At 70.8% G+C, this 24,872-nt stretch carries 24 protein-coding genes and 4 pseudogenes; 15 read left to right on the top strand and 13 right to left on the bottom strand.

The window, feature by feature from the left end; all coding sequences use genetic code 11:
- Nucleotides 1-32 precede the first annotated feature (32 nt).
- Complete coding sequence (locus tag ACIHEJ_RS38000) at nt 33-662, top strand: class I SAM-dependent methyltransferase (RefSeq protein ID WP_400142469.1); 630 nt, start codon at nt 33-35, stop codon at nt 660-662.
- A gap of 82 nt (nt 663-744) precedes the next feature.
- Here ACIHEJ_RS38000 and ACIHEJ_RS37995 read toward each other — a convergent pair whose 3' ends face one another.
- Nucleotides 745-2,013 carry a HoxN/HupN/NixA family nickel/cobalt transporter gene (locus ACIHEJ_RS37995; RefSeq protein WP_400142414.1) on the bottom strand — a complete coding sequence of 423 codons (1,269 nt, stop codon included), beginning with the start codon at nt 2,011-2,013 and terminating at the stop codon, nt 745-747.
- A 369-nt stretch (nt 2,014-2,382) separates the two neighbouring features.
- On the opposite strand from ACIHEJ_RS37995, the gene ACIHEJ_RS37990 reads away from it, so the two are divergent.
- From ACIHEJ_RS37990 to ACIHEJ_RS37960, 7 genes are all read left to right on the top strand, one after another.
- Entirely contained in the window at nt 2,383-3,603 is a 1,221-nt protein-coding gene (locus ACIHEJ_RS37990; RefSeq protein WP_400142413.1) for a Glu/Leu/Phe/Val dehydrogenase dimerization domain-containing protein, read from the top strand.
- Entirely contained in the window at nt 3,600-5,003 is a 1,404-nt protein-coding gene (locus tag ACIHEJ_RS37985) for an adenylosuccinate lyase family protein (RefSeq protein WP_400142412.1), read from the top strand. The genes ACIHEJ_RS37990 and ACIHEJ_RS37985 overlap by 4 nt, the downstream gene beginning before the upstream one ends.
- Entirely contained in the window at nt 5,000-5,572 is a 573-nt protein-coding gene (locus tag ACIHEJ_RS37980; RefSeq protein ID WP_400142411.1) for a hypothetical protein, read from the top strand. Before ACIHEJ_RS37985 ends, ACIHEJ_RS37980 begins: the two co-directional genes overlap by 4 nt.
- Before the next feature lie 49 nt (nt 5,573-5,621).
- Nucleotides 5,622-6,278, top strand: coding sequence for an FmdE family protein (locus tag ACIHEJ_RS37975; RefSeq protein ID WP_400142410.1), 657 nt, complete (start codon nt 5,622-5,624; stop codon nt 6,276-6,278).
- 30 nt (nt 6,279-6,308) lie between these two features.
- Nucleotides 6,309-7,133 (top strand): NAD(P)H-binding protein, encoded by an 825-nt coding sequence (locus ACIHEJ_RS37970; protein WP_400142409.1) that lies wholly within the window; start codon nt 6,309-6,311, stop codon nt 7,131-7,133.
- Complete coding sequence (locus ACIHEJ_RS37965) at nt 7,130-8,488, top strand: AMP-binding protein (protein ID WP_400142408.1); 1,359 nt, start codon at nt 7,130-7,132, stop codon at nt 8,486-8,488. Before ACIHEJ_RS37970 ends, ACIHEJ_RS37965 begins: the two co-directional genes overlap by 4 nt.
- A 154-nt stretch (nt 8,489-8,642) precedes the next feature.
- Entirely contained in the window at nt 8,643-9,104 is a 462-nt protein-coding gene (locus tag ACIHEJ_RS37960; protein WP_400142407.1) for a pyridoxamine 5'-phosphate oxidase family protein, read from the top strand.
- Nucleotides 9,105-9,276: 172 nt separating this feature from the next.
- Here the strand turns inward: ACIHEJ_RS37960 and ACIHEJ_RS37955 are convergent, their stop codons facing one another.
- Both ACIHEJ_RS37955 and ACIHEJ_RS37950 read right to left on the bottom strand, forming a co-directional pair.
- A complete protein-coding gene (locus ACIHEJ_RS37955; RefSeq protein WP_400142406.1) occupies nt 9,277-10,479 on the bottom strand; it encodes a permease in 1,203 nt (400 codons plus the stop codon).
- Nucleotides 10,480-10,725: 246 nt separating this feature from the next.
- On the bottom strand, nt 10,726-11,163 hold the full coding sequence (locus ACIHEJ_RS37950) for a subtilase-type protease inhibitor (protein WP_400142405.1): 438 nt from the start codon (nt 11,161-11,163) through the stop codon (nt 10,726-10,728).
- 812 nt (nt 11,164-11,975) lie between these two features.
- Here ACIHEJ_RS37950 and ACIHEJ_RS37945 point away from each other — a divergent pair.
- Together ACIHEJ_RS37945 and ACIHEJ_RS37940 are read left to right on the top strand one after the other, a co-directional pair.
- Entirely contained in the window at nt 11,976-12,089 is a 114-nt protein-coding gene (locus ACIHEJ_RS37945) for an LPXTG cell wall anchor domain-containing protein (RefSeq protein ID WP_400142404.1), read from the top strand.
- Nucleotides 12,090-12,224: 135 nt separating this feature from the next.
- Nucleotides 12,225-12,956, top strand: coding sequence for a ferritin-like domain-containing protein (locus ACIHEJ_RS37940; protein ID WP_400142403.1), 732 nt, complete (start codon nt 12,225-12,227; stop codon nt 12,954-12,956).
- Between the two features lie 99 nt (nt 12,957-13,055).
- Here ACIHEJ_RS37940 and ACIHEJ_RS37935 read toward each other — a convergent pair whose 3' ends face one another.
- The 3 genes and pseudogenes from ACIHEJ_RS37935 to ACIHEJ_RS37925 all read right to left on the bottom strand — a co-directional run.
- Entirely contained in the window at nt 13,056-15,038 is a 1,983-nt protein-coding gene (locus tag ACIHEJ_RS37935; RefSeq protein WP_400142468.1) for a hypothetical protein, read from the bottom strand.
- 87 nt (nt 15,039-15,125) lie between these two features.
- Nucleotides 15,126-15,296: pseudogene (locus ACIHEJ_RS37930) on the bottom strand (dienelactone hydrolase family protein); the annotation flags it as partial.
- Nucleotides 15,297-15,662: 366 nt separating this feature from the next.
- A pseudogene (locus tag ACIHEJ_RS37925) lies at nt 15,663-15,752 on the bottom strand (nuclear transport factor 2 family protein); the annotation flags it as partial.
- Between ACIHEJ_RS37925 and ACIHEJ_RS37920 the strand changes: the two are divergent.
- Entirely contained in the window at nt 15,709-16,044 is a 336-nt protein-coding gene (locus ACIHEJ_RS37920) for a hypothetical protein (RefSeq protein WP_400142472.1), read from the top strand. The pseudogene ACIHEJ_RS37925 and the gene ACIHEJ_RS37920 overlap by 44 nt on opposite strands.
- 27 nt (nt 16,045-16,071) lie before the next feature.
- On the opposite strand, the gene ACIHEJ_RS37915 is transcribed toward ACIHEJ_RS37920, so the two are convergent.
- Nucleotides 16,072-16,881, bottom strand: a complete 810-nt coding sequence (locus tag ACIHEJ_RS37915) for an alpha/beta fold hydrolase (RefSeq protein WP_400142402.1) — start codon at nt 16,879-16,881, stop codon at nt 16,072-16,074.
- An 83-nt stretch (nt 16,882-16,964) separates the two neighbouring features.
- A complete protein-coding gene (locus ACIHEJ_RS37910) occupies nt 16,965-17,360 on the bottom strand; it encodes a cupin domain-containing protein (protein WP_400142467.1) in 396 nt (131 codons plus the stop codon).
- 189 nt (nt 17,361-17,549) lie between these two features.
- On the opposite strand from ACIHEJ_RS37910, the gene ACIHEJ_RS37905 reads away from it, so the two are divergent.
- From ACIHEJ_RS37905 to ACIHEJ_RS37895, 3 genes and pseudogenes are all read left to right on the top strand, one after another.
- The gene (locus ACIHEJ_RS37905; protein WP_400142401.1) at nt 17,550-18,155 is read left to right on the top strand and encodes a TetR/AcrR family transcriptional regulator; all 606 of its coding nucleotides are present in this window, start codon (nt 17,550-17,552) and stop codon (nt 18,153-18,155) included.
- A gap of 139 nt (nt 18,156-18,294) precedes the next feature.
- Entirely contained in the window at nt 18,295-19,095 is an 801-nt protein-coding gene (locus tag ACIHEJ_RS37900) for a MerR family transcriptional regulator (protein WP_400142400.1), read from the top strand.
- Nucleotides 19,092-20,362, top strand: a pseudogene (locus tag ACIHEJ_RS37895) (glycosyltransferase). The gene ACIHEJ_RS37900 and the pseudogene ACIHEJ_RS37895 overlap by 4 nt, the downstream one beginning before the upstream one ends.
- Nucleotides 20,363-20,473: 111 nt before the next feature.
- On the opposite strand, the gene ACIHEJ_RS37890 reads toward ACIHEJ_RS37895, so the two are convergent.
- The gene (locus ACIHEJ_RS37890) at nt 20,474-21,073 is read right to left on the bottom strand and encodes a lytic transglycosylase domain-containing protein (RefSeq protein WP_400142399.1); all 600 of its coding nucleotides are present in this window, start codon (nt 21,071-21,073) and stop codon (nt 20,474-20,476) included.
- A gap of 301 nt (nt 21,074-21,374) precedes the next feature.
- Between ACIHEJ_RS37890 and ACIHEJ_RS37885 the strand changes: the two genes are divergently transcribed.
- Nucleotides 21,375-21,668, top strand: a complete 294-nt coding sequence (locus ACIHEJ_RS37885; protein ID WP_400142398.1) for a hypothetical protein — start codon at nt 21,375-21,377, stop codon at nt 21,666-21,668.
- A gap of 82 nt (nt 21,669-21,750) precedes the next feature.
- Here the strand turns inward: ACIHEJ_RS37885 and ACIHEJ_RS37880 are convergent, their stop codons facing one another.
- The 4 genes and pseudogenes from ACIHEJ_RS37880 to ACIHEJ_RS37865 all read right to left on the bottom strand — a co-directional run.
- Nucleotides 21,751-22,419 (bottom strand): response regulator, encoded by a 669-nt coding sequence (locus ACIHEJ_RS37880; RefSeq protein ID WP_400142397.1) that lies wholly within the window; start codon nt 22,417-22,419, stop codon nt 21,751-21,753.
- Nucleotides 22,416-23,714: a sensor histidine kinase gene (locus ACIHEJ_RS37875; protein WP_400142466.1), complete on the bottom strand. Its 1,299-nt coding sequence runs from the start codon at nt 23,712-23,714 to the stop codon at nt 22,416-22,418. Before ACIHEJ_RS37875 ends, ACIHEJ_RS37880 begins: the two co-directional genes overlap by 4 nt.
- Nucleotides 23,715-23,749: 35 nt before the next feature.
- Entirely contained in the window at nt 23,750-24,601 is an 852-nt protein-coding gene (locus ACIHEJ_RS37870) for an ABC transporter permease (RefSeq protein WP_400142396.1), read from the bottom strand.
- Nucleotides 24,598-24,872 (bottom strand): annotated as a pseudogene (locus ACIHEJ_RS37865) (ABC transporter ATP-binding protein); the annotation flags it as partial. The pseudogene ACIHEJ_RS37865 and the gene ACIHEJ_RS37870, both read right to left, overlap by 4 nt.

Raw genomic sequence — 24,872 nt, 5'->3', positions numbered from 1 at the left:
GGGCCGGGACCTTCGTCTTCATCGTCGGCAACGTGGCCATCGTGCTGGCCCTGATCGCAGGCTTCGCGGACCGCAACCAGCGGTTGGCCAGGACCGGCGGGCGCACGGGGGCGGACTTCGCCGAGAAGTTCCGGGCGATGGCCGAGCGCGGTGTGGACGTCCACGGGGAGGCCGCGTTCTGCGCCGACCTGGTGCGACCGGGCTCGCGGGTGCTCGACGCCGGGTGCGGTACCGGCCGCGTCGCCATCGAACTGCACCGCCGCGGCTATCACACCCTCGGGGTGGACATCGACCGCTCGATGCTCGCGGAGGCGGTCCGCGCCGCACCACAACTGCCGTGGATCTCCGCCGATCTGGCCACCCTGGACCTGCCTGCCCTGGGGATGGCCGGCGGCTTCGACCTGGTGGTGCTCGCCGGGAACGTCATGGTCAACCTCGCCCCCGGCACGGAGCCCGAGGTGGTGGCCCGTATGGTGCGGCACATGAGGCCGGGCGGCCTGCTGGTCGCCGGGTTCCGCCTCGACCTCCACCTCACCGCCCGGCAATACGCCGCCCACTGCGCGCGGGCCGGACTGACGGAGGTGGACCGCTGGTCCGACTGGCGGCGCGGCCGGGATGCCGACTCCGGGTTCGCCGTCTTCGTCCACACCGTCGCGCACTGACGCCTGAAGCACGGCTGCGGCGGACGAGCCGTCGCCGGCCCCTGTCCGGGGCCCGGCGACGGCTCGCCGCTTCAGGGGCGCGTCAGGTGGGCTCGTGGACGGGGGTCCGCCGCTCCGCGGACCGTCGGTCCGCCTGCAGCGACCGGTGGTGGTACAGCTCGTGCCGGATCGCCGTGCGGATCTCGGCCAGCCGCTGGGGCGACAGGGCGGGCGCGCGGCCGGCCTGGGGAACCTGGGAGGCGTAGCGCTCCTCCAGGCGGCGCACCTTCCACCAGAGCACGCTGCCGAGCCAGGTGACCAGGAAGATTCCGACGATGAAGTACCCGATCTTGTTGAGGTCCACGGAGTCGATCGTGGCCCATGGCTGCCGGCCGTCCACGCCCAACTGGGAGGTGATGACCCCGACGAGTTCCAGGGTGCCGACGACGAAGGCCACGAAGATGGACAGGCCGGTCGTGCTGAGGTTGTAGTAGATCTTGCGTACGGGGTTGCCGAAGGCCCAGCTGTAGGCCTTGGCCATGAAAGCGCCGTCGATCGTGTCCATCAGCGACATGCCCGCCGCGAAGATGAGCGGCAGGGCGATGATGGCCAACGGCGGCAAGGAGGTGCCCTGTTGGCCCGCACCCGCGGCCGCCGAGGCGGAGATGCCCAGCAGGCCGACCTCGGTGGCGGTGTCGAAGCCGAGGCCGAAGAGGATTCCGACGGGGTACATCTGCCAGGAGTGGCTGATGAACCGGTTGTAACGGCCCTTGAAGATCCGGTTCATGAATCCTCGCGAGGCGAGCAGCTCCTCCAGGTGCTGCTCCTCGTACTGCCCTGCCTTGACCTGGCGCCAGACCTTCCAGATACCCGCGAGGATGACGAAGTTGAACGCGGCGATGAGGTAGAGGAAGGATCCGGAGACCACGGAGCCGATGATGCCGCCGGTCTGCGAGAAGCTCGCCTGGAAGTGGGTCGCGGCGTTGGCCGCGAAGGCGATGCCGACGGAGAGGCCGAGCACGATCGTGGAATGGCCGAGCGAGAAGGCCAGTCCCACGCCGAGCGGCTTGCGGCCCTTTTGCAACAGCAGGCGCGTGGTGTCGTCGATCGCCGAGATGTGGTCCGCGTCGAAGGCGTGGCGCAGACCGAAGACGTAGGCCAGGCTCGCCGCTCCCGCGTACAGGAGGGTGCCGTGCGAGTCCGCGATGGAGTGGTACTTCGGGATGCTGTTGTAGTGGATGAACAGGCCGAATCCGACCACGTGGAGAGCGAGCACCACGCCCATCAGGCCGGCCAGCCTGACCACCTCCTCACGTTCGAAGGAGTTGCGCAGTCGGGTGAGTTTGGAAACCTTGCTCGTCGGGGTGGTCATGGGCCGCTCCTGAAGTGTCGGCGGGAGAGGTGCCACCGGGCGGTGTTGCACATCATTGGCAATCGCCAGTAATCGTCAGGATGGGTGATGATCTAAGTACCTGTCAATGCGAGGCCGACATTCCGACGGGCGCCGTGACGCCGAATAACCGGAAGCCGCGAATCCTCTCACCGGTGCACGTCACTGGCGCTTCCTCCGGGTTACGCGCGCCCCACGCGCGGGCGCGTAATTGTTCGAAACACTTGACGCCGGACTGACGGGTCGGGCATGCTCAGCCTGCCTCAGTAAGACTGATGATCAGCCTTACTGAGTAAAGGCGATTTCGGAACCAACAGGCACCTCCCGCCCACTCATCGCCACGGGGGCGCAATGGTCCGCATCATCGAATACCGTGACCCGGTCGAAGGCTGTCCCGGTTTTCTCGTGTACGACGGCACCGACTGCCGATTAGCGGCCGGCGGCTGCCGTATGAAAGCCGATTTGACCGCCGACACGCTACGCACTCTCTCCGCCCGGATGACACTCAAGCAGCGGGTCCTGGGCCTCAACGTCGACGGCGCCAAATGCGGTATCGCCTACGATCCCCGCGGGCCTCGACGGGCGGCCGTATTGCGCCGGTTCCTCGACTTCCTGCGGCAGGAACTGCGCACGCGCTTCAGCATGGGTGCCGACATGAACACCCGGTTCGAAGAGCTCGATGCGATGGCCGCCGAGCTCGGCATCGGCTCGGTGAAGTACGCCGTGCGCGTCGCACAGCACTTGAGCGAGCACGAGTTCCGCGCCCGGATGGCACTGCTCGACGCCCCGGTCGGCAGGCTCACCGTGGGCCGGCGCCGTGCAGGTCACGCCCTCGGCCACGCCGCACTGGCCGCCGCCGCCCACGCCGGCTACCGGCCGGACCGGCTCAGCTGCGCCCTGCAGGGCTTCGGCAACCTCGGCCGCGCCGCGGCGCTGGCGCTGCTCGAACGCGGTGTGCGCATCACCGCGGTCGCCGACGAGTTCGGCTGCGTGGTCGACCCGCGCGGACTCGACATCGCGCACATGCTCTGCCTGGACCAGCGCCGCCCCATCCCCTCTCTGCTCGGCGACGCACTGCGCCTGCCGCCGGAAGCCCTCTTCGACCTCCCGGCGGACGTGCTGATCCTGGCCGGCCCGGACAACGCGCTCACCGCCGAGCAGGCGGCACTGCTGCCGGTCCCGGTCGTCGCGGTGGGCGCCAACTGCGGCCTCGGTCCGAACGCCGAACGCCTGCTGGCGGACCGAGGCGTGCTCGTGGTGCCGGACTTCATCGGCGGCATCGGCGGTTCCGCCTCCATGGAGGCACTCTTCGGCCCCCAGCTCACGCCCGAGCCGAGGCAGGTGCTGGACACCGTCGCCGGCATGCTGCACGAACTGGTCGACGACATCCTGGTCGGGGCCCATGACCAGGGTCTGATGCCGCGCCAGATAGCCGAGTCCATCGCGCGGTCGGCCGTCGTCTCACCGGGCGAGAGGCCCTACGGCTCCAGCCCGTACGGCACCACCACCCGGCCGCGCGGCACGCGCATGGCCGCGATCACCGAGGCCCGGACCAAGAGGGGGAACCGATGACACCACCAGCCGCTGCGTGCGACCACGCCCACGCGCACATCAGCGACTCGTCCTTCTACGGCCACCGGTACAGCACCGAAGCCAGCCACCGCATCTTCTGCGACCGATGTCGCTACCAACGCTGGCTCGACGTGGAGGCCGCCCTCGCCCTCAGCGAGGCCGACCTCGGCATCATCCCCGCCTCCGCCGCGCAGGCGATCGCCGAGGCCGCCCGGATCGAGCGGCTCGACCTGGACGCGATACGCGCCGAGATCCGCCGCACCAGCCACTCCCTGGTCGGCTTCCTCCGGGTGTTCCAGGCCGCCTGCGCCGGTGGCGCGGGCGAGTTCGTGCACTACGGTGCGACCACCCAGGACATCCAGGACACCGCGCAGTGCCTGGAGATGCGCGACGTGCTGGACGAGGCCGAGCGGTTGCTGCGCACGGTGCTCACACGACTGGCCCAGCTCGCGGAGGAACACGCGGCCACCGTGGCGCTCGGCCGCACGCACGCCCAGCCCGCCCTGCCGATGGGCCTGGGTGTGAAGATCGGCAGCTGGATCGACGAACTCCAGCGCCACCTGGAACGCATCGCCGCGATGCGGCCGAGGGTGCTGGCGGCCCAGCTCTTCGGCGGCGTCGGCACGATGGCGGGCTTCGGGGACAAGGCACTGCCGCTGCTGGACGCCTTCGCCGCCCGGCTGGGCCTGAGCGCACCCGCGGTGGCCTGGCACACCTCCCGCGACCGGGTCGCGGAGTACGTCTCCTGCCTCGCCATGGTGGCGGGCACCATGGGCCGCATCGGCGACGAGGTGCGCACCCTGTCCCGCCCGGAGTTCGCGGAACTGCAGACCGGCTGGCGCCACGGCCAGGTCGGCAGCAGCACCATGCCGCACAAACGCAACCCCGAGGCGTGCGAGCAGGCCGTGGTGATGGCCCGGCTCACCGCCGCCCAGGTGGCCAACGCCCTGGCCTGCATGGCCGGCGACCACGAACGCGACTCGCGGGCCCTTCGTATCGAGTGGGCCTGTGTACCCGACGTCTCCCACTACACGCTGTCGGCGTGCGAGATCGTGCAGCACATCGTGGACGGCCTGACCGTCTGCCGCGAGCGGGTGGAGCTCAATGCCCGCGAGGTCGCCGAACAGATCGCCACCGAGAAGCTGATGCTGGCCATCGGCAGGCACCTCGGCAAGCAGAGCGCCCACGAGTACGTCTACGAACTGGCCCAGTCCGCGCGGCAGAGCGGCGACTCGCTGCGCGCGATGGTGCGCAAGGACGGCGCCGGGGGCGTCCCCCTGAGCGAGGAGGAACTGGACCAGATCTTCGACCCGGCCGCCTACCTGGGCCAGTCGCAGGCGCTCACCGAGCGCGCAGTCAGCCGGGCCCGCGCCTGGCTCGCCGCCACCGAGCAGGCATGAGGCCCCCGGCAGGCCTCGAGAAGGCCCCCGAGATCATCTTCCCCCGTCCGCTGTACGCCAGTGTCGTGGCTCACGCGGTGCGCAAGTTCACCGACCACTACCTCGACGGGGAGACCCCCGAGCACAAGGCCTTCGGCATGCTGGCCGGCTCGCCGAACGGGGACGCGATCGAGGTCAGAGCCGTCTTCCCGCTCATCGTCAACCTGCGCCACGACGACGCGGCCCGCGACATGATGGACGAGGTCGTCGGCGAGTTCGCGATCCCCTCTCTCACGCCCATGAAGCAACGCGGCTGGGTCGCCGACCCGCGTGAGCTGATGGAGATCGAGCGCGCCTGCGACGACACCGGCTGGGTGGTCTTCGGCAACTACCACACACACCGCGTGCCCTGGGAACACGACCCGCTGCGCGACACGTGCACCGAGCTGGACCGCGTCCTCGCCGCCGAATCCGGCCAGTGGACCTTCATCTTCTCCGCCGTGGACCTCCACCGGCCACGGCTGCGTGCCTTCTTCGAGGGCGACAACGCACACGAGGCCCCCATCCGCATAGTGCCCCGGCCGAACTGACGGCACCTCACCTACTACTCTCCGCCTCTCACCTAGGAGCGCTGTTCCCATGGACCGTGACCAGGCGTACAAGGACGTCGTCGCCTTCCACCGCCACGAATGCCCCGGCGCCGCCTTCGGTGTCCGCGTCGCCGAAGCCGCCCTGAGCCGGCTCGACACCTCGCAGGACGGCCTGGTGGTCGTCAGCGAGATCGACACCTGTGCCGTCGACGCCCTTCAGGTGCTGACGGGCTGTACCTACGGCAAGCGCAACCTCCTCCACCAGGACAACGGGCGCAATGTGTTCACCTTCTGGGAGCACGGCAACGGCAAGGGGCTGCGCATCCGCGCGAAGGCGGACAGCATCGTCTACCGGACCAAGGAGCTGTGGGAGCTGTCCGACCGCATCGAGAACGGCACGGCGAGCCCCCAGGACGAGTCACGCTTCGCCGAACTGCAGGCGGAGCGAACCGTCCAGCTGCTTCAGGTGGACGAGGAGGAGATCCTCACCGTCGACGAGGTCGAGGGCGCAGCCCCGCAGCCCAAGCGGCTGGCCCCGGTCGACACCTGTGAGGAGTGCGGCGAGCCGACCAGTGTCGAGACGCTCCACGACCACCGCGGCCGGATGCTGTGCCCCGCATGCCATCTGGACGCCCACGGAGGAACGCTCCCGGCCAACCACGGGGACCACGGCCACCACCCGCACAGCCACGCCCACCGGCACTGACCTGCCATGCCGGTGTTCATCATCGGGGGGATGGCCGAAGAGCTGGGCCATCGGGTGACGACGGCACTGGTGGGCCGGGGCGTGGAGGTACGGGTACTGCTGCCCGCGCCGGACGCCCCGGTTACGCCCGGGGTGCGCGCGGTCCACGGCGACCTGAGGGATCCCGGGGCGCTGCGGTGCGAGGCCGAGGGCTGCGGGGTGGTGCTGGTGCTGCCGGGGCCTGTCGCCGGCCAGGTCCAGGCGCAGAACGCCGCCGTCGACATGGCCGCCGACATCGGCGCGCGGCTGGTGAAGGTCTCCTGCTGGGGCCCGGCGGTCCGCGAGGACAGCGCCGACCCCGGCGCGCGGCGGGACTGGATCAACAAGCAGTACCTGCGCAGGCGCGACCTGCCGCACACGGTGCTCTTTCCCAACCGCTCCATGCAGCAACTGGTCGACCGGCATGCCGGGTCGGTGCGCCGGTCAGGGCTGCTGCCCGACCCGTCGGGCGGGCACCGGGTCAGCCTGGTCGACCTGGCCGACGTGGCGGAGGCGGTCGTACGGGTGCTCACCGAGGACGGTCACGAAGGCCGCGAGTACGTACTGAGCGGGCCGAGCGCGCCGACGTACCCGGAGATCGCGCGGTTGCTGACCGACCTGACCGGGCGCGAGGTCGAGTGCCCAGAGGCGCCCGGCGGGGAGGAAGGTGTGCCGGAGCCCTGGCGGGACGGGGCGTGGGAGCAGATCACCGACACGCTCCCGCTCCTGCTGCGCAGGCCCTCCCGCGACATCGGCGATTTCCTGCGGGCCAACATCCGCCACTTCGTGCCCGACGGTTCCGGTGGCCCAGGCCCTCGTGAGGGGAGCCGACGGTGACGGCCACACCCACGCCGCCCGCCGCCATCGCGCGGCGGACGCCCTCCGCCCGCGGGCGCGGCGGTCCGCCGCCGGGGCCGCCGCGCACCCTCGACATGCTGTTCACCAGGACGGCCCGCCGCGTTCCGACCGCGATCGCGGTGTGGGACGCCCAGGGCCGGCTCAGTTACGGCGAGGCGGAGTCGAGAGCGACCAGGCTCGCCGGCGCCCTGCTGCACTCCGGGGTACAGCTCGGCGAGCCGGTGATCGTCCACTGCGACGACCACCGGCAGGGCCTCGTCGCCCAGTTGGCGGTGCTCAAGGCCGGCGGGGTCTGCGTCCCCGTCCCCGCGGAGACCGGCCGGGCCGGCCGTGCACGGATCTCGGCGGTCAGCGGCGCGCGGACCGCGCTGTGCAGCGCGTCCACCCGTACGGCCTGGGAGCGCCGGGACCTCACCTTCGCCATGGACGACCCGGCCACCTGGGTCCTGGCCGACACACTTCCCCCCGACCCCGCGCTGCCCTGCTCCGCCGCCGCGGAGGGCGCCTACCTGCTCGTCGGCGACGAGGACGACGGAGGCCTGGACAGCGGCCATCTGACGGACCACCGAGCATGGCAACTCGTGCTCTCGGCGACGACGAGCCGCCTCGGAGTCACCGACGGCACGGTGGTGAGCGAACGCCCCCTGGGCATCCGCACGCTGTCGGCGATGTGGTGGGCCTTCGCCTGCGCAGGCACGCTGCACGCCCGCACCGGGGACCTGGAGGCGTTGCCGGCAGGCGCGGGCAGACGCACCACTGCGGTCGGGGTGTTCTCCCCCGAGGAGTACGCCCGGGTCCTTGCCTCCGCCACCACGAACCCGAGCGCCAGGCCCGCCGTCTTTCGCACGGTGCTGCTCATCGGCGGTCCCTGTCCGCCGGACCTGGTGCGACGGCACTTCGAGGTGCTTCCCGAGACGCGGCTGTGGGCCCAGTTCGTCCCGGCGGGCGGGAGTCTGCCCTGGACGATGCACGAGTTCTCCCGGCAGAGCGGCCCGGACGGTGACGACGCGGCCGTGGGCCACTCACTCCCCCACGTTCACGTGCAGATCCTGGCACCCGAAGGCGGTGTGATGCCGGTCGGCGGCATCGGTGAAGTGTGCGCGTCGGGACCGGCGCTCGCCTTCGACCGCATCCACGCGCCGAGCCGCCATCCGCAGGCCCCGGACACCACACCGCTGCTGCGCTCCGGCTGGCTCGGCCGGTGGCGGGCCAACGGAACCCTGGAGATCGCCGGCCCGGCACCCGGGCTCTCCCACGGCACGGCGCGCCCCGCGTACGCCGGCCCCGCACGCGATACGGCCGAAACAGCGGGACAGAAGTTCTTCCTCACCTGAGGTGGCGGCACGCGAGTGAGCTCGTGCCGGCAGAGCGCCATTCGGCGGACACCGCCGCCCGTCGTCCATGCGCACCACGGGTGTCACGCCGACACTGGTGCGGCGCCGAAGCTCGGCCGTCGGCACGTGTGATCACACTCAGGCGAGGGACACGATGGGCATCATCACCCAGGACATGCGCAGGATCGTCGACAGCGCGAAACTCGCGTTCGTGGCGACCGTCTGCGAGGACGGCTCCCCGAACCTGTCCCCGAAGGGGTCGCTACGTGTCTACGACGACGACCACCTGGTGTTCATGAACATGGCCTCGCCCACGACGGTCGCGAACCTCAGGCGGGATCCCCGGCTCGAGGTGAACGTGATCGACTTTCTCCTGCGGCGCGGCTTCCGTTTCAAAGGAACCGCTGACCTTCGCGGCGAGGGGGACCCGGTCTACGCGTGGTCCCGCCAATGGGTGTTGGACACGCACGGTCCCGCCTATCCCTGTCACGAGGCGGTGCTGATCCGAGTGGAGCAGGCGCTGCCGGTGGACTCACCCGCTTACACGTTCGGCCACTGGAACGAAGCCGACCTCAAACGTGCCTGGGCCGACACGTACGGCGTGGCACAGGGGTAGCGGGCAGGTCGCCCTCGTCCGCCGGGAGGACCCCGCTGCCTGTCCGGGGCGGCCGGGCTGCGGCGATGAACTGCGCTGTCCGAGCTGACCGAGCTGTCCAGGACCTACGGCCGGCGGCCAGCCCTGGGCGCAGGCACGGAAGGCGTCCGCGGTGCCGGGTGGAGGACAGCGCTCAGTGGTGCCCGCCCGGGGTGTCTCCCGGGTGACGCCCGTGCTGCATCGGGTCGGCGTGTTCGTGGCCGGTCTCCGGGGCGCCGCCCATCATGCGGAGCATGGACGGGCCGCCGGTCCGTGAGAAACGCACGAGGAGGACGGCGGCGAGGACGAGGAAGACGATGTTCAGCCAGGTGGTGTAGTTCCAGGAGACCCCCTCCATGGGGATCGTCGCGTGTTGCCGGTCGGGGACCAGGCCGAGGCCGCCGAAGACGAACTCCACGATGTATCCCGCGAGAACCATCGCCACGTAGAACGTGCCGAGGAGGAAGGCGGCCATCCTCGCGCCGTAGTACTTACGGTAGATGTTCAGGATCGGCAGGATCAGCAGGTCGGCGAAGATGAACGCCACCACGCCGCCGAAACTGATCCCTCCCTTCCACAACACCACCGCCAGCGGCACGTTGCCGATGGAACACACGAACGAGGCGATGGCCACCAACGGACCGATCAGGGGTCCCCACAGCTTGGCCGCGAGCGGGTGGCCCTCGAAGAAGAAGGCGCGCCAGAAGGAGTCCGGCACCCAGGCGGCGATGGCACCTGCGACGAGGAGACCGATCACCAGGTCACGCAGGATCGCCGCCCACTCCATGACGAACACGTGGCTGGTGGCGGTGAACCCCTCGCGGGAGAACAGGCGCGCGGCGAAGGAACCTCCGCGCCGCACGGACATGTCCATCCCGGCGTGGCCCTCCATCGACCCGGCAAGCCCGCGTTCCGCCTGCTCACGGGCCTGGCGCAGGAGCCTGTCACGCAGGAACAGCCGGAACAGGACCGCCAGCAGGACGATCATGACAGGGCCGCCGACGAATTCCGCGGCGGTGAACTGCCAGCCCATCAGCAGCGCGAGGATGATGCCCAGTTCGACGACGAGGTTCGTGGAAGCGATCTCGAAGGCCATCGCGGCGGTGAAGTTGGCGCCCTTGCGGAACAAGGAGCGGGCCAGCGCCACCGCGGCGTAGGAGCAGGAAGAGGACGCCACTCCCAGGCCGGCGGAGGCGGCGAGCGTGCGGGGACGGTCGTCGCCGAGCAGGGAGACGACCGTGGACTTGCGGACGACGGCCTGGACGACGGCGGAAAGGACGAAGCCGAGAATCAGGGCCCAGGTGATCTCCCAGGTCATCGACCCGGTGATCGACAGTGCGTGCAGTACGGCGTGCATCTGTGAACCCTTCCCTGTCGGGAAGCGCGTCTGTCGCCCAGTCGGGAGTCAGCCCACGGGCAGAGGCAGGGCGGTGGTGCGGAGCGTGCCGCATCGCCGCGCCGACGCGGCGTACGGCGACGGCCCCGCGGCCTGCCGTTCCTGCCACCCCTGCCCACGCGGGCGCATCACCTGTCGACGGTCCCGAGAGTCGAGCACGTGTTCATCGCTCTCGAGGTGTGCGACCTCCGGCATGGGCCGTAGCCGTCAGAAGCTGAGGAGGCGGCTCTGCCCGACGGTGTCGTTCATTTCGCAGGCGTTCGCGAAGGTGTGTTTCCAGGAGGTGCGCGTCCCCTGCCAGACACCGTCGACCGTGACGGTGACGGGGGACCAGATCCGCGTACACGCCTGGCCCGGGTCCGTGACCAACAGGGAGTCGAGGCGGCCGTTGGCGGCGCGCAGCTCCGCACAGGCCCCCGCGGGGTCGGGATGGGTGCCGGTGGCACCGGGCGCGCAGTTCAGCGTGACGGCGCGAGCTGCGGTGTCGGTCGTTCCTCCCGGGTAGGACACGGTGAGGACCAGGGCCGAGGGCGCGTAGAGGCCGGCTGGCGCCGCGGTGGCCGTACCCGCGACCGCGGCGAGTGTCGCGCCGATCAGGCCGACGGCTGCTGCGGTGGCACCGGCGAAGCGCAGGTTCATGCGCATGGGATCTCCTTCTTGAGGGTCGGGGGCCTTGTGGGCCAGAAGCAGCTTCGCCTGAGCAACGGTGCAACACCAGTTGAGGGAAGGGGATTTGGACGAGGTCCACCTGTGCACGTGTTGTGAACGTCATGTGTGCAGGTCAAGGACGGCGCACCGCCCAAGAAAGTGCTCATTCACTGTGCACGCCTGTGAAACTGTCTAGTCCCGGCCAGGCGAAAGCCCAGGTCGGAGAGGTTGCCGCGCACCCCAGAATGGCTGGAAGTCGGAGCGTGCCGCGCGCCGCGTGCACGCGCCGGGCGTGGCAACGACTGTCCCCTTCTCGGCATGGCAGCCTCCGAACGACCACCCCACGGACACCTCGCGGCAGCCGCCGAAGGATTCCGCGTTCACCCACCTCCCCCTACTGTTCGTTCGAACGATGCGTGACATGAGCACTACAGGAGCGGGAGGGAATGTCGCTGTGTGCGGTAACCACGGCACTCATGCCGAGTGCACGGACAGCAGCGCCGGCCACGAGTGCTCCGCGTCCGGACACCGGCGCCGGGACGTATTGAGGCTCGGGGCGCTCATGGCGGCCGGTCCGCCGTCGGCTCCGACGGCAAGGTCTGGCACAGTCTGCGCCATGCCGACGGCAGCTGGACCGACTGGGCCCGGCCGGCGGGGACGAACAGCGACTCGTGCCCCGGTGGCCAGGTACGTCTCACGGCCACGCCCGACGGCTCCACTCGCCTCCTGGTGATCACCCCGAGCTGATCCGAAAGCCGCCGGGGCCTCCACGCCGGCTGCGGTCACCGGCTCCGGGTACCGGTACGACCATGTTCGCTCAAGTGGCCTACAACACCGACCACGGCGCAATCACGGTGTGGGCCTTCGTGGTGGCCATCCTCATCGTGCTGGTCGCGGGCTGGTACATGCGGCGTCGCAGGTAGGTGACGCTCGCTCGAGAGCCTCGACCCGCGCGCGGGCGACGTCTGCGGCCTCGGACAGCTGTGGAACGGTTCGGCAGCCGCCGGCGTCATCCCTCTCCGGGGCACTGCGGCTGTGCCCCGGAGAGGGGAGACCGGGTGCATACGGGCGGCTTCGCCAAGTGGACAAGGCGGTTCGAGGACGAGCGCGAGCGCAGGCACGCCCAGGGTGACCCGGACTGGGGGCAGGGCGCGACGCTGCACCCGGCGGTGTGGACCAGCGTTCAGCGGTTCCAGGTCGGTGAGGACGGTGACGGAGCCAACCTCGTCGGCAAGGCGGACGAGGCCGGTGACGGCGACTACGCGCGGGCGGTCCGACTTTTCGTCGCCGAGGAGCAGAACCACGCCCGGCTCCTCGCACAGTTGCTGGCTGCGGGTGGCCTACCGACGCTGACCGGCCACTGGAGCGACACGGTCTTTGTTCGGCTACGGCGTCTGATGGGCCTGCGCATGGAGCTGCTGGTGCTGATGATCGCGGAAGTGGTGGCACTGCGTTATTACCGGGCCCTGCGCGACGGCACCGACGACTTGCTCACTTCGGATGTGGCGGGTCGGATCCTCGCCGACGAACAGCGCCACGTCCCGTTCCACTGCGAGCGGCTGCACGCCTCCCTGGCGGAGCTGCCCCGCGCGACGCGCCGCCCGGTGATGTCGCTGTGGCGACTGCTGCTGCTCGCGGTCTCCCTCGTCGTCGCCGTCGACCACGGTCCGGCGCTGCGGCAACTGGGCCTCGGACGCCTGCGGTTCACGGCTGATGTCGCGGCCTCGTCCGGCACGGTCGTCTCCGCGGTGCTCACGCCCCACCCGGATGCATGGAGGAGCGCGGGCTGACGGCAGAGGGCCCACGGCTTCTCGCAGCAAAGGGGCGTCCTCCGGCGTCGACACGGGCAAGGGGTGCGGGACTGACTGAGTGCGGCTGCTGGGTGCGGATCATCCCGATGCGCCGACCAGTCCGGCAATGGCGGTGCGGATGGACTCGTCCTGGACAAAACCCCGCCAGCCGCCGCTGCTACGGAGCCGCTGATCACGAGACAGCACGTTGAGCAGGGGCGGCACAGCGCGATGCCCGGCATGGCCGGTCCGGGCCAGATAGCGCACGGCGGGGAGCATGACCGGAAGGTAGGCGCCCTCGGCCAAGCCCTGCAGGACAGCGGTCATGACCGGGACGGTGGTCCCGGTGTCGCCCGTTGCAGCCCAGAGGGCATGCGCCGCTTCGACACGGGTCCAGGGGTCTTTGTCGGTGGTCAGCGTCCGTAGTTGCTTCTCGTAGCGGGCAGCGTGCGGGCCGAGGTCGGCGAGTTTGCGCAGGACGGGTCGCGGAACTCTCGCCCCGGTGGCGACTTCCCCGAATGCTTCCAGGGCTGGTCCGGGCTCGCCGCCGACTTTCCAGTAGGCCCAGGCCGCCAGAGCCGCCTGCGCTCCGCCGGTGCTCCATCGGGCCTGCAGCAGATCTCGCGCCCGGTTCGCCGCCACGCCGATGCTTGCCAGCGCCCGTGCTGCCGCGGCCCAGGTCCGGTCGTCCTCCATGAGGCCGAGCAGTTGCGGAACCGCCGGCTCGGCGACCGGGCCCCAGTCGGCGAGTACCCGGCAGAGCCGGACGAGTACTTGATCGTCCGTCGTGGCTTCGAGCTGTGCACCGATGACGGGCACGAGCGGCTCAGCATGGTCGAGCAAATGGCCCAGGACCTCGTCGAGCCCCGGGAGAGCGTCGTAGTGCCGGCCAGCGGTCGCCGGATAGTTGACGGAAGCCGAAGCGAAGCCCGGCCGCGTGCCGGCCACCACCTCGATCAGGCCCGGTATGCAGCGTGGATCGTTCATCCGGGCCAGCGCCCACAGCGCGGCCTCTGCGACCGTCTCCCCTTGCCGGGTCTCACGGGAGACGGTGTCGCCGAGCAGGGCGGCAGCCTCGTCGGCATGGGCTGCAGCGGCCGGACCGAGGCAGGCCAGTAGCTCGGCCGCTCGGAATCGGACCTCGGGAGCGGGATCGTCCAACCGTGCGCAAAGAGCGGGAAGCAGCGCAGCGCTCGCCGAGCGCCATTGCCCCAGCAGCCCGCCTGCCTGGGCCAGTGCGCCGATGCGCTGGTCGACGTCGGGATGGTCCTGCAGAAGACCGACGGCGAAGGCAGTGGACGGCCCGTCGAACAGCGCCGCAGTCCAGTGGTGAACGCCCTCGACGCCGGTTTCGACAGCGCTGGTGTGGCGCCACAACTCGACGCTCGGGTCACGGACTGCTTCCAGCAGCAGGTCGATCCGTCGTACGGGAAGGTTCGGGTCGGCCGGGGTGAGCGCGTGCGCTGCGGCCAGGCGGATCTGCTTCTGCGGTGCGTCAAGGTGTCCGCGCAGCAGCCTCAGCACCTCGACGGCCTGGGGGCCGACGGGCTCGCGTCGGGCCGCCTGACCGAGCGCGAGGACCAGGTCGAGACAGGTCACCGGGTCCGTCTCCGCCAGCCGGCACCGCACAAGTGCCGGCAGTACGCGTTCACCGGGGCTCTCGCAGACACCGATCACGTGGGCTGCGTCCCGCCGGATCTGCGGGGCAGGATCGGTGAGCAGGTCGAGCACGTCCGGCAGAACCTGCTCCCACGCCGACCGCCAGCCGGGGTGCAGAAACCTCTCGGCGACCTGCCCGGCCTCGGCGGCCAGCCTCGCCACCGTTTCGAGCATCAGGCGACGACACGAGAGCAGGACGTCCGGGCTTGCAGCCAGTCGTACCAGAAAGGGAAGCGCGGCCGGGGCCGCCGAACAGATCCAGCCGCCTTGATGGAACAGGTGATTGAGGAGCTCGAAAGCCGCGTGGTCGGCGTCCCCCTGGGCCGGCCCGGCGCACCGACGCAACAAGGCAGGCACGTCCTCGGCGGATCCGTAGTTGTGTTCCAGAGCCGCCCAGTCGACCGCGTCCAATCCCTCCCACATGCGCGCGACCCTACGCCGGCGGTGAAGCCGGGACGGAAGATCCGGTCGCCGGCCAGCTGGACAGTGGTGGTGGCCGGCCAGATCACTCGTCACCGGGAGGCGCTCGGCGAGCAGGTCGAGGACGTCGTGCCAGGCTCGTTGCGCGTGCCGTGGGTGGTGGCCGACTCCCGGCAGCACCGTCTGGTCGACCGGCGGGTGGTGGAAGGCGTGCAAGGCGCCGCCGTAGACCACGAGGCGCCCGTCGATACCCGCGGCCTGGCCTCCGCTCCGAGCGCCGTGTCTCCCGGATCTTCGACTGGCTGCAGGCGCCCGACGCCGGGGGCCTGTTCCTCGGCGACTACCAGGGGCTGGCCGCCGCCGGCGACGGGGTACGGGCCGCGCTGGCGCAGACCGACTCCGGGGCTCCGCGGAACCGCACGGATGTGTACAGCGGCAACCTGCGTACGCGCTGACGGTGCCGAAGCCGACCGGGGCGAGAAGCGTGCGGCGACCACCCGGGGACCACCGCCGTGCGTCAGCCTGGCGCAGACGGCGACTCACATCGCCGACCAGGTTGATGCGGACCCGTCGCTCGACGAAGCACCACTGCCCGGCACGGCGCTCGAATCGGTCGTGGTACCGACCGGCGGCGAAGGGTTGCAGCGGCAGGCCGGGCAGCGCCTGCAACACGGTGACGTACGAACGCGCGACCGCCGTGCCCGCCTGTTCGTCCACCTCGACGGCGACATTGGTGACGACCATGCTGGGTTCGCGGTGTGCCGTCGGCGTGGACGATCAGAGTGTCCTGGAACATCTTCTCGATCGCGGCGCGCCCGCTCACCGGCTCGCCACTGCCTGTGAAGGTGGCTTCGGCGAGCAGGATGCCGAGTCCCGCGAAGTCACCGTCGTCCGCCGGCTCGGCGTACCGTGCGACCAAGTTCTCGATGGCCCGGTGGCTCGATGCCGAATCGGCAGGCATGCGGTGGAGGTGGACATGGTCTCCTCCAAACGAGACGGGCGGTCCTGAGAGGGCTGCCCCCGGTGAGGGGGATCGTCAGTTTCGCGACTGATCGACGGCGTGACCATCGGCGAAGTCCCATATCACGGGGAGGAGTTGCTCGGGCGTCTCCGTCTGGGGCATGTGGCCGGTGCCGTCCAGCAGGCGGAACTCCGCGCCCGGTATCGCCTGGGCGTACGCCCGTCCGTAGTCGGCGTCGACGACCCGGTCGCTCGCGCCCCAGGCGACGAGGGTCGGGTGGGCGATCTTGGCCAGGCGTCCGGTCAGGGTGGGGTCGGCCATGGCGTGCGGTCCCGAATAGACCTGCAGGGCCGACCGGTTGGCGGCCGTGAGCGCACGTTGCTCATCGGTGAGTGTGCTCGGATCGAAGCGGAACTTCGAAGGGTCGTGGAAGGAGAGACGGGACAACTCGACGGGCGTCAGCGAGAGGGTGTCGGCGATCGGATGACCGGGGACCTGAATCCCGACCGCGTTGACCAGGACGACACCGCTGATCCGGTCGCTGCCCAAGGCCGCCAGTTCGGCGGCGATCCAGCCTCCGATGGAGTTGCCGACGACCGTGACGTCCCGTAGGCCGAGTGTCTGGAGCAGCCGGGCGTAGGCCTGGGCCAGGAGGCTGACGTCGGTCAGCCAGTCGGGGCGGGCGGTGCCGTCGAAGCCGGGATGGACCGGGGCGAACACGCGGGCCGGCCGCTGTTCGGCGAGGAGACCGGCGAACGGGGTGACGGTCCGTGGGCCGCCACCTCCGTGCAGGAGCAGGAAGGGATGCCCCTGCTCGCCGTGAAGGTCGACGGTGACGTCGAACGTGCCCCGGTCGAGCGTGAGGGTGTGGGTACGGCTGGTCATTCGCTGCTCCTCGAGCGGGAGGTGGCCGCGGGCCACGTCGGGGGAAGGGGCGGTCGGTCGAACCGGTGCCGGTGGCGGTGCCGTCAGGCGAAGTCGGTCGCGGGAACGGTGGCGTAACGGCCCATCACCGCGACAGTCGCCTCCGGGGTCAGGTCCTGACCGGCGGCGATCATGTCCCGCAGGTCACGGAAGTACTGCACGTACAGATCCGGTGTGAACGTGTTGAGGATGACGGCCGGGGTGTCACCGTGGTTGGCGAAGGTGTGCGGCGCGCCGGGCGGGACCATCGCGAGCGTGCCGGCCGGGGCCACGTGCGTGATGTCCCCGATGGTGAAGTGGACGGTGCCGGAGACGACGTAGAAGCCCTCGTCGTGCTGGGCATGACGGTGCTGCGGCGGGCCCTGGGTGTGGGGGGCCAGGGTGATCTCTCCGATGCCGAGGCGGCGCCCGGTGGTGCTGCCGTCCTCGAGGATGCGCATCCGCGTGGGACCCAGCTGGATCGTCTCGCCGCCGTCCGGACCGATCAGGGATACGTCTACCACCACTGCCTCCGTCGTGAGAGCTGACTCTCACGAGGTTAGGCGGACTTCTCCTCTTCATGCAAGTGAACTCTCATAAAGAGAGTCAGGTGCTAACGTGTTGGTCTACTTACATGAGGAGGTTTCGCAATGGCGGCGCAGCCCGGCACCGGTCGCACGAACCAGAAGCAGCGCACCCGCACGGCGATCGTGACGGCCGCCCGCGAGCTCATCGGCTCGGGCGAAGAGGTGACCATGCCTCTCGTCGCCCGCACCGCCCTGGTCTCCGAGGCCACCGCCTACCGGTACTTCCCCGACCTTCCTTCGCTGATCAGTGAGGCCCTGGCCGGCGCGTGGCCCCCGCCGGCCGAGGCGCTGGCGCCGGTCGCCGATTCCGCCGACCCCGTGGAACGCGTCGCCTTCGCCTGCGAGTTCCTCCTGCGCGGCGTCCTCGCCCGCGAGGGGGCGGTACGTGCGATGATCGCGGCCACCATCACCCGGCCCGACACCGCGTCCGCGCGTCCCGGCATCCGGTTCGGCCTCATCGAGCACGCGCTCTCGCCACTGGAAAGCACTCTGGGCGCAACGGATCCCGGGGCACTCGCCCAGCTGAAACGCGACCTCGCGGTGGCGGTCAGTGCCGAGGCGCTCTTCACCCTCACCGATCTGTGTGGTCTCGACCCCGAGCAGGCCGTCTCCAGCGCCGTACACACCGCGACCACCCTCACCGAGGGCGCGGTGCGAGCGATGGCGTAGTCGTCGGGCGCCGAGGACTGCTCGTGCCGGCGGCTCGACGCCGTCTCCATGGCGTGATCACGCGGGGGGGGCGGTGCTGCCGGCTTGACCCTCTCCCTACGTCAGGCTTGAGGCTGTACGCCGACGAAAGGGCAGGTGGATGAGCTACTCCGTGGGACAGGTCTCGGCCTTCGCCGGTGTGACGGTCCGTACGTTGCATCACTACGACAAGGCAGGGCTGCTCTCGCCCAGCGACCGCAGCCACGCCGGCTACCGGCTCTACGGCGACGCCGACCTGGTCCGACTCCAGCAGATCCTCTTCTACCGCGAACTCGGTTTCTCCCTCGACGAGATCGCCGCGATGCTGGAGGACCCGCTCTCCAACGCCCTGGAACATCTACGGGCCCGGCAAAGGCAGTTGAGCGAGGAGATCGCCAGGCTGCAGCGGCTGGCGGAGGTGGCGGAACGCGCGATAGCGGTTCAGCAGACCGGGGTGGCCCTGACTCCGCAGGAACGCTTCGAGGTCTTCGGCGAGATCACCTTCGACCTCAGCTATGCCACCGAGGCGGAGCTGAAGTGGGCGCAGTCGGACGGACAGCGCGAGTCGATGGCGCGCGCGGCCGCCCACACCAAGGAGGACTGGCAACAGCTCATGGGCGAGGCAACCGCCTGGCGCGCGGAGCTGCTCGCCGCTTTCGACCAGGGGGAGCCGAGCGACGGCGAGCGCGCCATGGACCTCGCCGAGGAGCACCGCCTGCACGTCTCACGGTGGTTCACCTCCTGCCCGCCCGCCATGCACCGCCGTATCGCGGACGACTTCATCGCCGATCCGCGCGCCTTCGCACTGGTCGTACCGCCGTCGCAGCAACGCCCGGGCCTGGCCGCCTATACGTGCAGGGCGGTCCACGCCAACGCGTCCCGCCGGACGGCCGGCCGTACCGATTCCGAGGAGCACCGATGAGGATCCTGATCGCCGCGGCCGGATCGCGCGGCGACGTCGCGCCCTACACGGGCCTCGGCGCGGAACTGCGCCGGGCCGGATACGACGTCGTCCTCGCCACCACGGAAACCTTCGCGCCCCTCGTACGCGACGCCGGGCTGGAGTTCCGCAGCCTCCCCGCCGACCCGCGGGGGCATGGCGGCGTGACAGGCAGAAGGGAACTGATGCGTGCCGCCGCCGCGTTCATCACCGAACTGGGCCAGGGGTTCGCCGACGCGATGGCCGACGGCGCTGATCTGCTCCTGCTGTCGACGACCACGGCCCCGCTCGGCTGGCACCTCGCCGAGGCCACGGGCACACCGAGCCTCGGCGTGTACCTCCAGCCCACGGCACCGACCGGCGACTTCCCGCCCGTCGTCACAGGCTCGCGCTCGCTCGGCCGTCCCGCCAACCGCATGGCCGGACGTTTCGCCCTCCGCATGGTCGATCGCCTCTGCACGCAGGCGGTCGCGCAGCTGCGCCGCCGCCTCCGGCTGCCGCCGGCCTCCGCTTCCGCGATGCGCAGACGGCAGGAGCGTGCGAACTGGCCCGTCCTGCACGGGTTCAGCACGGCACTGGTGCCCCGCCCCGCCGACTGGCGCCCCGGCCTGGAGGTCGTGGGCAACTGGTGGCCCCATCACGATCCGGCCGAACGGCTGCCCACGGAGTTGGAGGACTTCCTTCGTGCCGGACCTCGGCCCGTCCTCATCGGCTTCGGGAGCATGGCGGCCGGCGACGGCGAACGGCTGAGCGAGCTGGCCGTACGAGCCCTGCGCCGCACCGGGCTACGCGGCATCCTCCAATCCGGCAGCGCTGCGCTCGCGGCCGACAGCGACGACGTACCACCATCGGGGACGTGCCGCACACCCTGCTGTTCCCACGGCTGGCTGCTGTGGTCCACCATGCAGGAGCGGGCACGTCGGCCGCCGCGCTGCGCGCCGGAGTGCCCGCGGTCACCGTGCCGGTCACTGCCGACCAGCCTTTCTGGGCCGGACGACTTGCCTCCCTCGGCGCCGCCACCGGCCCGATCCCCTTCCGGTCCCTGACTGCCGAACGGCTCGCCGACTCACTCGACCACGTCGTGAAGCAGCAGGCCTACGCACGAGCCGCCGCGAGAGCCGCACACCACATGGCGTCCGAGGACGGAGCAGGACAGGTCCTCAAGGCCGTCCAGCAGCTGATGAGTTCCGGCCAGGTCGGCGAGAGGGCTGACCAACGGGGGTCGCGGGCAGCGCGTCCGTCCGGGTAGGCCCTCGGGGCGTGACCGAACGGCACGCGCGGGCGTCGCCGCCGTGCACGGCGCCCACGGCCTCGCCGCCTTTCGCCCCCGCGCCGGAAAGCGAGCCGACCACGTGCCCGCTCACCCGTTCACGGCGTCGCTCCGCTCGCCGCGGTCCGCCAGGACCTCGGCGGCCCGGTTCCGGCAGGCGCGGAAACGGCGCAGGTACGAGCGTGCCATGGGGCCTGGCGGGACCCCCCGGGCAAAGGCCCGCATGTTGCGTTCGCCCGTGTTGTAACCCAGAGCGAGGAGCTCCTCGCGGGTGTAGCGGCGCACATGCCGCTGCGGGAGGCTCCCGTCGAGATCCGCCAGGTGCAAGGCGGCCGCGCGGATGGCGAAGGCGGGATTGTCGCGCAGGTCCTGCCACCGCCCCGACAGGCCGTGTGTTCGCCGGACCCGCTCGAACGTCGCACGGTGCATGTTGGCAACCCCGAAGGACGCCCCGGGCTTCCACCACTGCCACAGTCTTTCCAGCAGCGGATGGTGCGGCTTGTAGGCCTCGACGTGGAGCACGGTCAACACCAGCAGGGGCGACACCCCGGCCTCCCCGGCGCTGCGCAGTACGGAGACGGCATAGTCGCCCGGGTCGTAGCCGCCGGGCCGCAACGGTGGCGTCCGGCCGCCACGGTCGTGCAGCGCCGGGAACCCTTGCCTCGACGCCGTGGTCGACGGCTCAGCCATCCTCAACTCACCCTTCCCCAGCCGCCCGGCCACCACGCGGGCGACGAAGTGTCCCGCGAGTGTGCCCTGGGCTCCGTGTGCCCGTGGGGGCGTGACCTCATTCCCGTGCGCTGCACGCGCCGATCCGCGTCCGCTCCGCCCGCGGCAGGACCGCATCACGCTGATGCTCTCCCGTGTCCCACTCGGTCAGCGGCGCCCGGCCGGCAGCCTGGGGCGTGGGGAATGCGGTTCACGGGGTATCCGCTGCCGTGGTCGAGGCGCCGCTCTCATGGCGGCGCACTGAGCGAAGGAGACAGGGCACATGCCTACCGATGCGCATTCCCTGAGGATCACAGGGAAGGTCCAGGGCAGGGACATCGTCCTGGCAGGCCCCCTGTCGAAGGGCGAAATCCGGGACAAGGTGTGGTGGTGGCAGACCTCCGACCCCACGACCCCCAAGGAGCGGGGAGACCGTCATCACCAGTACGACGGCTCCGAGGAGGACGTGCTCACCACCCTCGGCGGGTACTACGTGGTTCCCTGCGACTCCCGGGCCCCCGAGGCCGAGGAGTTGGTCGAGATGGTCTACACGGAGCTCAACCCGGACCAGCGGTGACTCGCGCACCGTGGGGGCGCGAGTTTGGGCACCGCCGTCTCGTGCGGTGAACCGGACAGCCGCGCCGTGGGCCGCGCCCGGCTCAGCCCGCGTGGGGCCGGGCCAGTCCGTGGTCGTAGGCGAAGATCACCGCCTGGATCCGGTCGCGGGCACCGATCTTGGACAGGACCCGGCCGACGTGGGTCTTCACCGTGGACTCCGACAGGACGAAACGGCCGGCGATCTCGCCGTTGCTCCAGCCCTTGCCGATGGCGACGAGGATCTCGCGTTCGCGGTCGGTGAGGGAGCTCAGTCTCGGGTCCTCGGTTCGGCCGTCACCGCAGGGCGGCACGAGACGGGCGAACTCGTGGAGGAGGCGGCGGGTGAGCGCGGGAGCGATCACGGCATCTCCGACGGCCACCGCGCGGATGCCCGACAGGAGTTCCTCGGGGCGTGCGTCCTTGAGGAGGAAGCCGCTGGCTCCGGCACGCAGAGCCGCGTACACGTACTCGTCGATGTCGAAGGTGGTCAGAACGAGGACGCGGGAGCGGTCGCCGGCGGCGACGATGCGGCGTGTGGCCTCGATCCCGTCCATGCCAGGCATGCGGACGTCCATGAGGACGACGTCCGGGCGGAGTTCGGCGGCCTTTCGCACGGCTTCGGCTCCGTGCGCGGCCTCGCCGACCACCTCCGTCTCGGGGACGGAGTCCAGGAGCATGCGGAAGCCGTACCTCTGCAGCGGCTGGTCGTCCACGACGAGCACGGTGGTCACCCGGCACCGTCCTGGGGGGTGAGGTCGAGGTCGGCCCGTACCGTCCAGCCGGTGCCTGGGGCGCTCGCGCTGACGTGCCCGCCGTAGAGTGCCGCTCGTTCTCGCATGCCCACCAGGCCGTGCCCTTCCTCGTTCACCGTGCGGGTTCGACCGGCCGGGGCGGGCGGACCGGAGTCCTGGACCGTGATGGTCAGCCGCGTGTCCTCCGCGACGATCGCCAGATGCGCATGCGCGCCTGCGCCGGCGTGTTTCAGGGTGTTCGTCAGGGCCTCCTGCACGATGCGGTAGACCGTGAGCTGCACCCCGCTGTCGAGGGCGTCGATGTCTCCGGCCGTACGGTAGACGACCTCCAGGCCGGCAGCGCGCACTCCCTCGCACAGCGTGTCGATGTCCGCGAGACCGGGCTGCGGCCTCAGCTCGGGTTCGGCAGGCGGACCGTCCGCCTCACGCAGTACGCCGAGCACCCGGCGCAGTTCGCCCAGGGCCTGACGGCCGGCGTCTCCGATGAGGTGCAGGGCCTCCTTGCCCCGTTCCGGAGCCGCGCCGGCGGCATAGGCTCCTGCGTCGGCGAGGGTGATGATGACGGACAGGTTGTGGCCGACGATGTCGTGCATCTCCCGGGCCACTCGTGCCCGTTCGGCGGCGACGGCGAGTCTGCCGCGCTGGTCGCGCTCTGTCTCCAGCCGTGCCGCACGCTCACGCAGCCCCGCCAGTTGGGCCCTCCGGATGCGGATCACCAGGCCGAGCGCGAGTGCCGCGGTCGCCGTGCTGAGCAGGAAGAACAGTGCGTCCCCCACCGGCATCGCCGCCGACACCCGCGCCGCGACCAGGACCAGTGCACCTGCGGTGACCGCGCAGGCCCAGGGGAGCTGCCGCAGCCGGCCGTGCAGGGCCAGGCTGTACAGGGCGATGAAGAGGGCGACGTCCCCACGGAGCGCGGCGCCGAACGACCACTGGAGGACGAACACGGCCGTGACGGCGACGAAAGCGGCGGCGGGCGCCCGGCGTCTCCACAACAGCGGCAGCACCAGCCCGGCCTGCAGGACCAGCATGCCCGCCACGGGCAATCGGGTGAACGCCACGCGGAAGCGGCGCGAGCCGTCGCCGTCGCGGTCCCCGCCGAACACGCCGACCGCATGGAGCAGGTCCGGCAGGCAGAACAGCAGGAGGACCAGGGCCACCACCGAGGTGTCCAGCACCCATGGACGGGCCCGGTCGGCATGCCGAAGCCGCTGGCCGGCCCGGCCGAGCCGGGCGACCAGCGGCCCCATCCCGCTGAGATCTTCGGTGGTCACGGAGGTCACCGACCCATGATGCGGGTGGCTGCCGCTCAGACGTCGCTGCGCAGCAGCCGGTACGCCGCTCCGGCCAGCGCGACGGCGGTCCAGCCGAGGAGGACCAGAAGGCCTGCGCCCGGCGACAGCGTGGTCGAGTCATGGGTCAGGGCGAACATCGACTCGCCCGCGTGGCTGGGGAGGTAAGGGTCGATGTTGCCCTGCCACGAACTGGGCAGCAGGAGGATCAGTCCGGGTACGAGCATCAGGGCGGCGACGAGCACCGATGTGCCGCCTGCCACGGACCGCAGCAGCGCGCCCAGGGCGGTGCCGATCACTCCGACGAGGCCCAGGTAGAGCCCGGCGCCCAGCAGGCTGCGGAGCACGCCGGTGTGGCCGAGGCCCAGTGCGGCGGGGGTGCCCGAGACCATCCGGCTGCCGGCCAGGAAGGCGAGGAACGCACCGACGGTCGCGATCACCAGCGCCACGAGCCCGTACACCGCCGCCTTGGACCACAGCACGGGCAGCCGGCGCGGTACCGCGGCCAGGGTCGAGCGGATCATGCCGGTGGAGTACTCCCCCGCTGTGACGAGTACGCCGAGCACGCCGAGTGCGAGCTGGGCGAAGTTGGTGCCGAAGAGGGACAGGCTCACAGCCGTGGCGGTGGCGAAGTCGCGGTCCAGGTGCCGGCCGGAGTCGATATTGGACTTGTAGTGGCCCGCAGCGACGACGCCGAACGCGACGAGGAACAGCAGCCCCAGACCGAGGGTGATCCAGGTGGAGCGCAGGGACCAGAGTTTGGCCCACTCCGAGGCCAGCACGCGCCGTCCGGTCACCCGGTAGACGGGGCGGCCCGGATCGGCCGGGGCGGTCTCGGGAGTCCCGGGAGCCGTCGTGAGGGTGCTCATGCCGCGCTCCCGGAGGTTTCGATGCCGGTCGTGGAGCCGTGGTACTCGACGGCGTCCCTGGTCAGTTCCATGAATGCCTCCTCCAACGACACCGCCTTCGGGGTCAGCTCGAACAGGGGAATCCGGTGCTCGGCCGCCTTCAGCCCGATGTCGCGGGCGGTCAGGCCGGTCACCTGCAGCTCCTCGGAACCGCCCCGGCCGGTGATCTCCACGCCCGGCCCGGCCAGCACCTCCCGCAACCGGGCCGGGTCGCCGGTCGTCACCTTCACCG

The sequence above is a fragment of the Streptomyces sp. NPDC052301 genome, assembly GCF_044593395.1.
Lineage (GTDB): Bacteria > Actinomycetota > Actinomycetes > Streptomycetales > Streptomycetaceae > Streptomyces.
Note: the sequence above shows the minus strand (reverse complement) of the source record. Positions and strands in the feature narration are given on the sequence as shown.

Excerpts from the sequence above, each read along its gene's own strand:
- ACIHEJ_RS37995 (WP_400142414.1), bottom strand. The coding sequence starts at position 2,013 with ATGACCACCCCGACGAGCAAGGTTTCCAAACTCACCCGACTGCGCAAC.
- ACIHEJ_RS37990 (WP_400142413.1), top strand. The coding sequence starts at position 2,383 with ATGGTCCGCATCATCGAATACCGTGACCCGGTCGAAGGCTGTCCCGGT.
- ACIHEJ_RS37985 (WP_400142412.1), top strand. The coding sequence starts at position 3,600 with ATGACACCACCAGCCGCTGCGTGCGACCACGCCCACGCGCACATCAGC.
- ACIHEJ_RS37980 (WP_400142411.1), top strand. The coding sequence starts at position 5,000 with ATGAGGCCCCCGGCAGGCCTCGAGAAGGCCCCCGAGATCATCTTCCCC.
- ACIHEJ_RS37975 (WP_400142410.1), top strand. The coding sequence starts at position 5,622 with ATGGACCGTGACCAGGCGTACAAGGACGTCGTCGCCTTCCACCGCCAC.
- ACIHEJ_RS37970 (WP_400142409.1), top strand. The coding sequence starts at position 6,309 with ATGGCCGAAGAGCTGGGCCATCGGGTGACGACGGCACTGGTGGGCCGG.
- ACIHEJ_RS37960 (WP_400142407.1), top strand. The coding sequence starts at position 8,643 with ATGGGCATCATCACCCAGGACATGCGCAGGATCGTCGACAGCGCGAAA.
- ACIHEJ_RS37955 (WP_400142406.1), bottom strand. The coding sequence starts at position 10,479 with ATGCACGCCGTACTGCACGCACTGTCGATCACCGGGTCGATGACCTGG.
- ACIHEJ_RS37950 (WP_400142405.1), bottom strand. The coding sequence starts at position 11,163 with ATGCGCATGAACCTGCGCTTCGCCGGTGCCACCGCAGCAGCCGTCGGC.
- ACIHEJ_RS37945 (WP_400142404.1), top strand. The coding sequence starts at position 11,976 with ATGTTCGCTCAAGTGGCCTACAACACCGACCACGGCGCAATCACGGTG.
- ACIHEJ_RS37935 (WP_400142468.1), bottom strand. The coding sequence starts at position 15,038 with ATGTGGGAGGGATTGGACGCGGTCGACTGGGCGGCTCTGGAACACAAC.
- ACIHEJ_RS37915 (WP_400142402.1), bottom strand. The coding sequence starts at position 16,881 with ATGACCAGCCGTACCCACACCCTCACGCTCGACCGGGGCACGTTCGAC.
- ACIHEJ_RS37910 (WP_400142467.1), bottom strand. The coding sequence starts at position 17,360 with ATGCGCATCCTCGAGGACGGCAGCACCACCGGGCGCCGCCTCGGCATC.
- ACIHEJ_RS37905 (WP_400142401.1), top strand. The coding sequence starts at position 17,550 with ATGGCGGCGCAGCCCGGCACCGGTCGCACGAACCAGAAGCAGCGCACC.
- ACIHEJ_RS37900 (WP_400142400.1), top strand. The coding sequence starts at position 18,295 with ATGAGCTACTCCGTGGGACAGGTCTCGGCCTTCGCCGGTGTGACGGTC.
- ACIHEJ_RS37890 (WP_400142399.1), bottom strand. The coding sequence starts at position 21,073 with ATGGCTGAGCCGTCGACCACGGCGTCGAGGCAAGGGTTCCCGGCGCTG.
- ACIHEJ_RS37885 (WP_400142398.1), top strand. The coding sequence starts at position 21,375 with ATGCCTACCGATGCGCATTCCCTGAGGATCACAGGGAAGGTCCAGGGC.
- ACIHEJ_RS37870 (WP_400142396.1), bottom strand. The coding sequence starts at position 24,601 with ATGAGCACCCTCACGACGGCTCCCGGGACTCCCGAGACCGCCCCGGCC.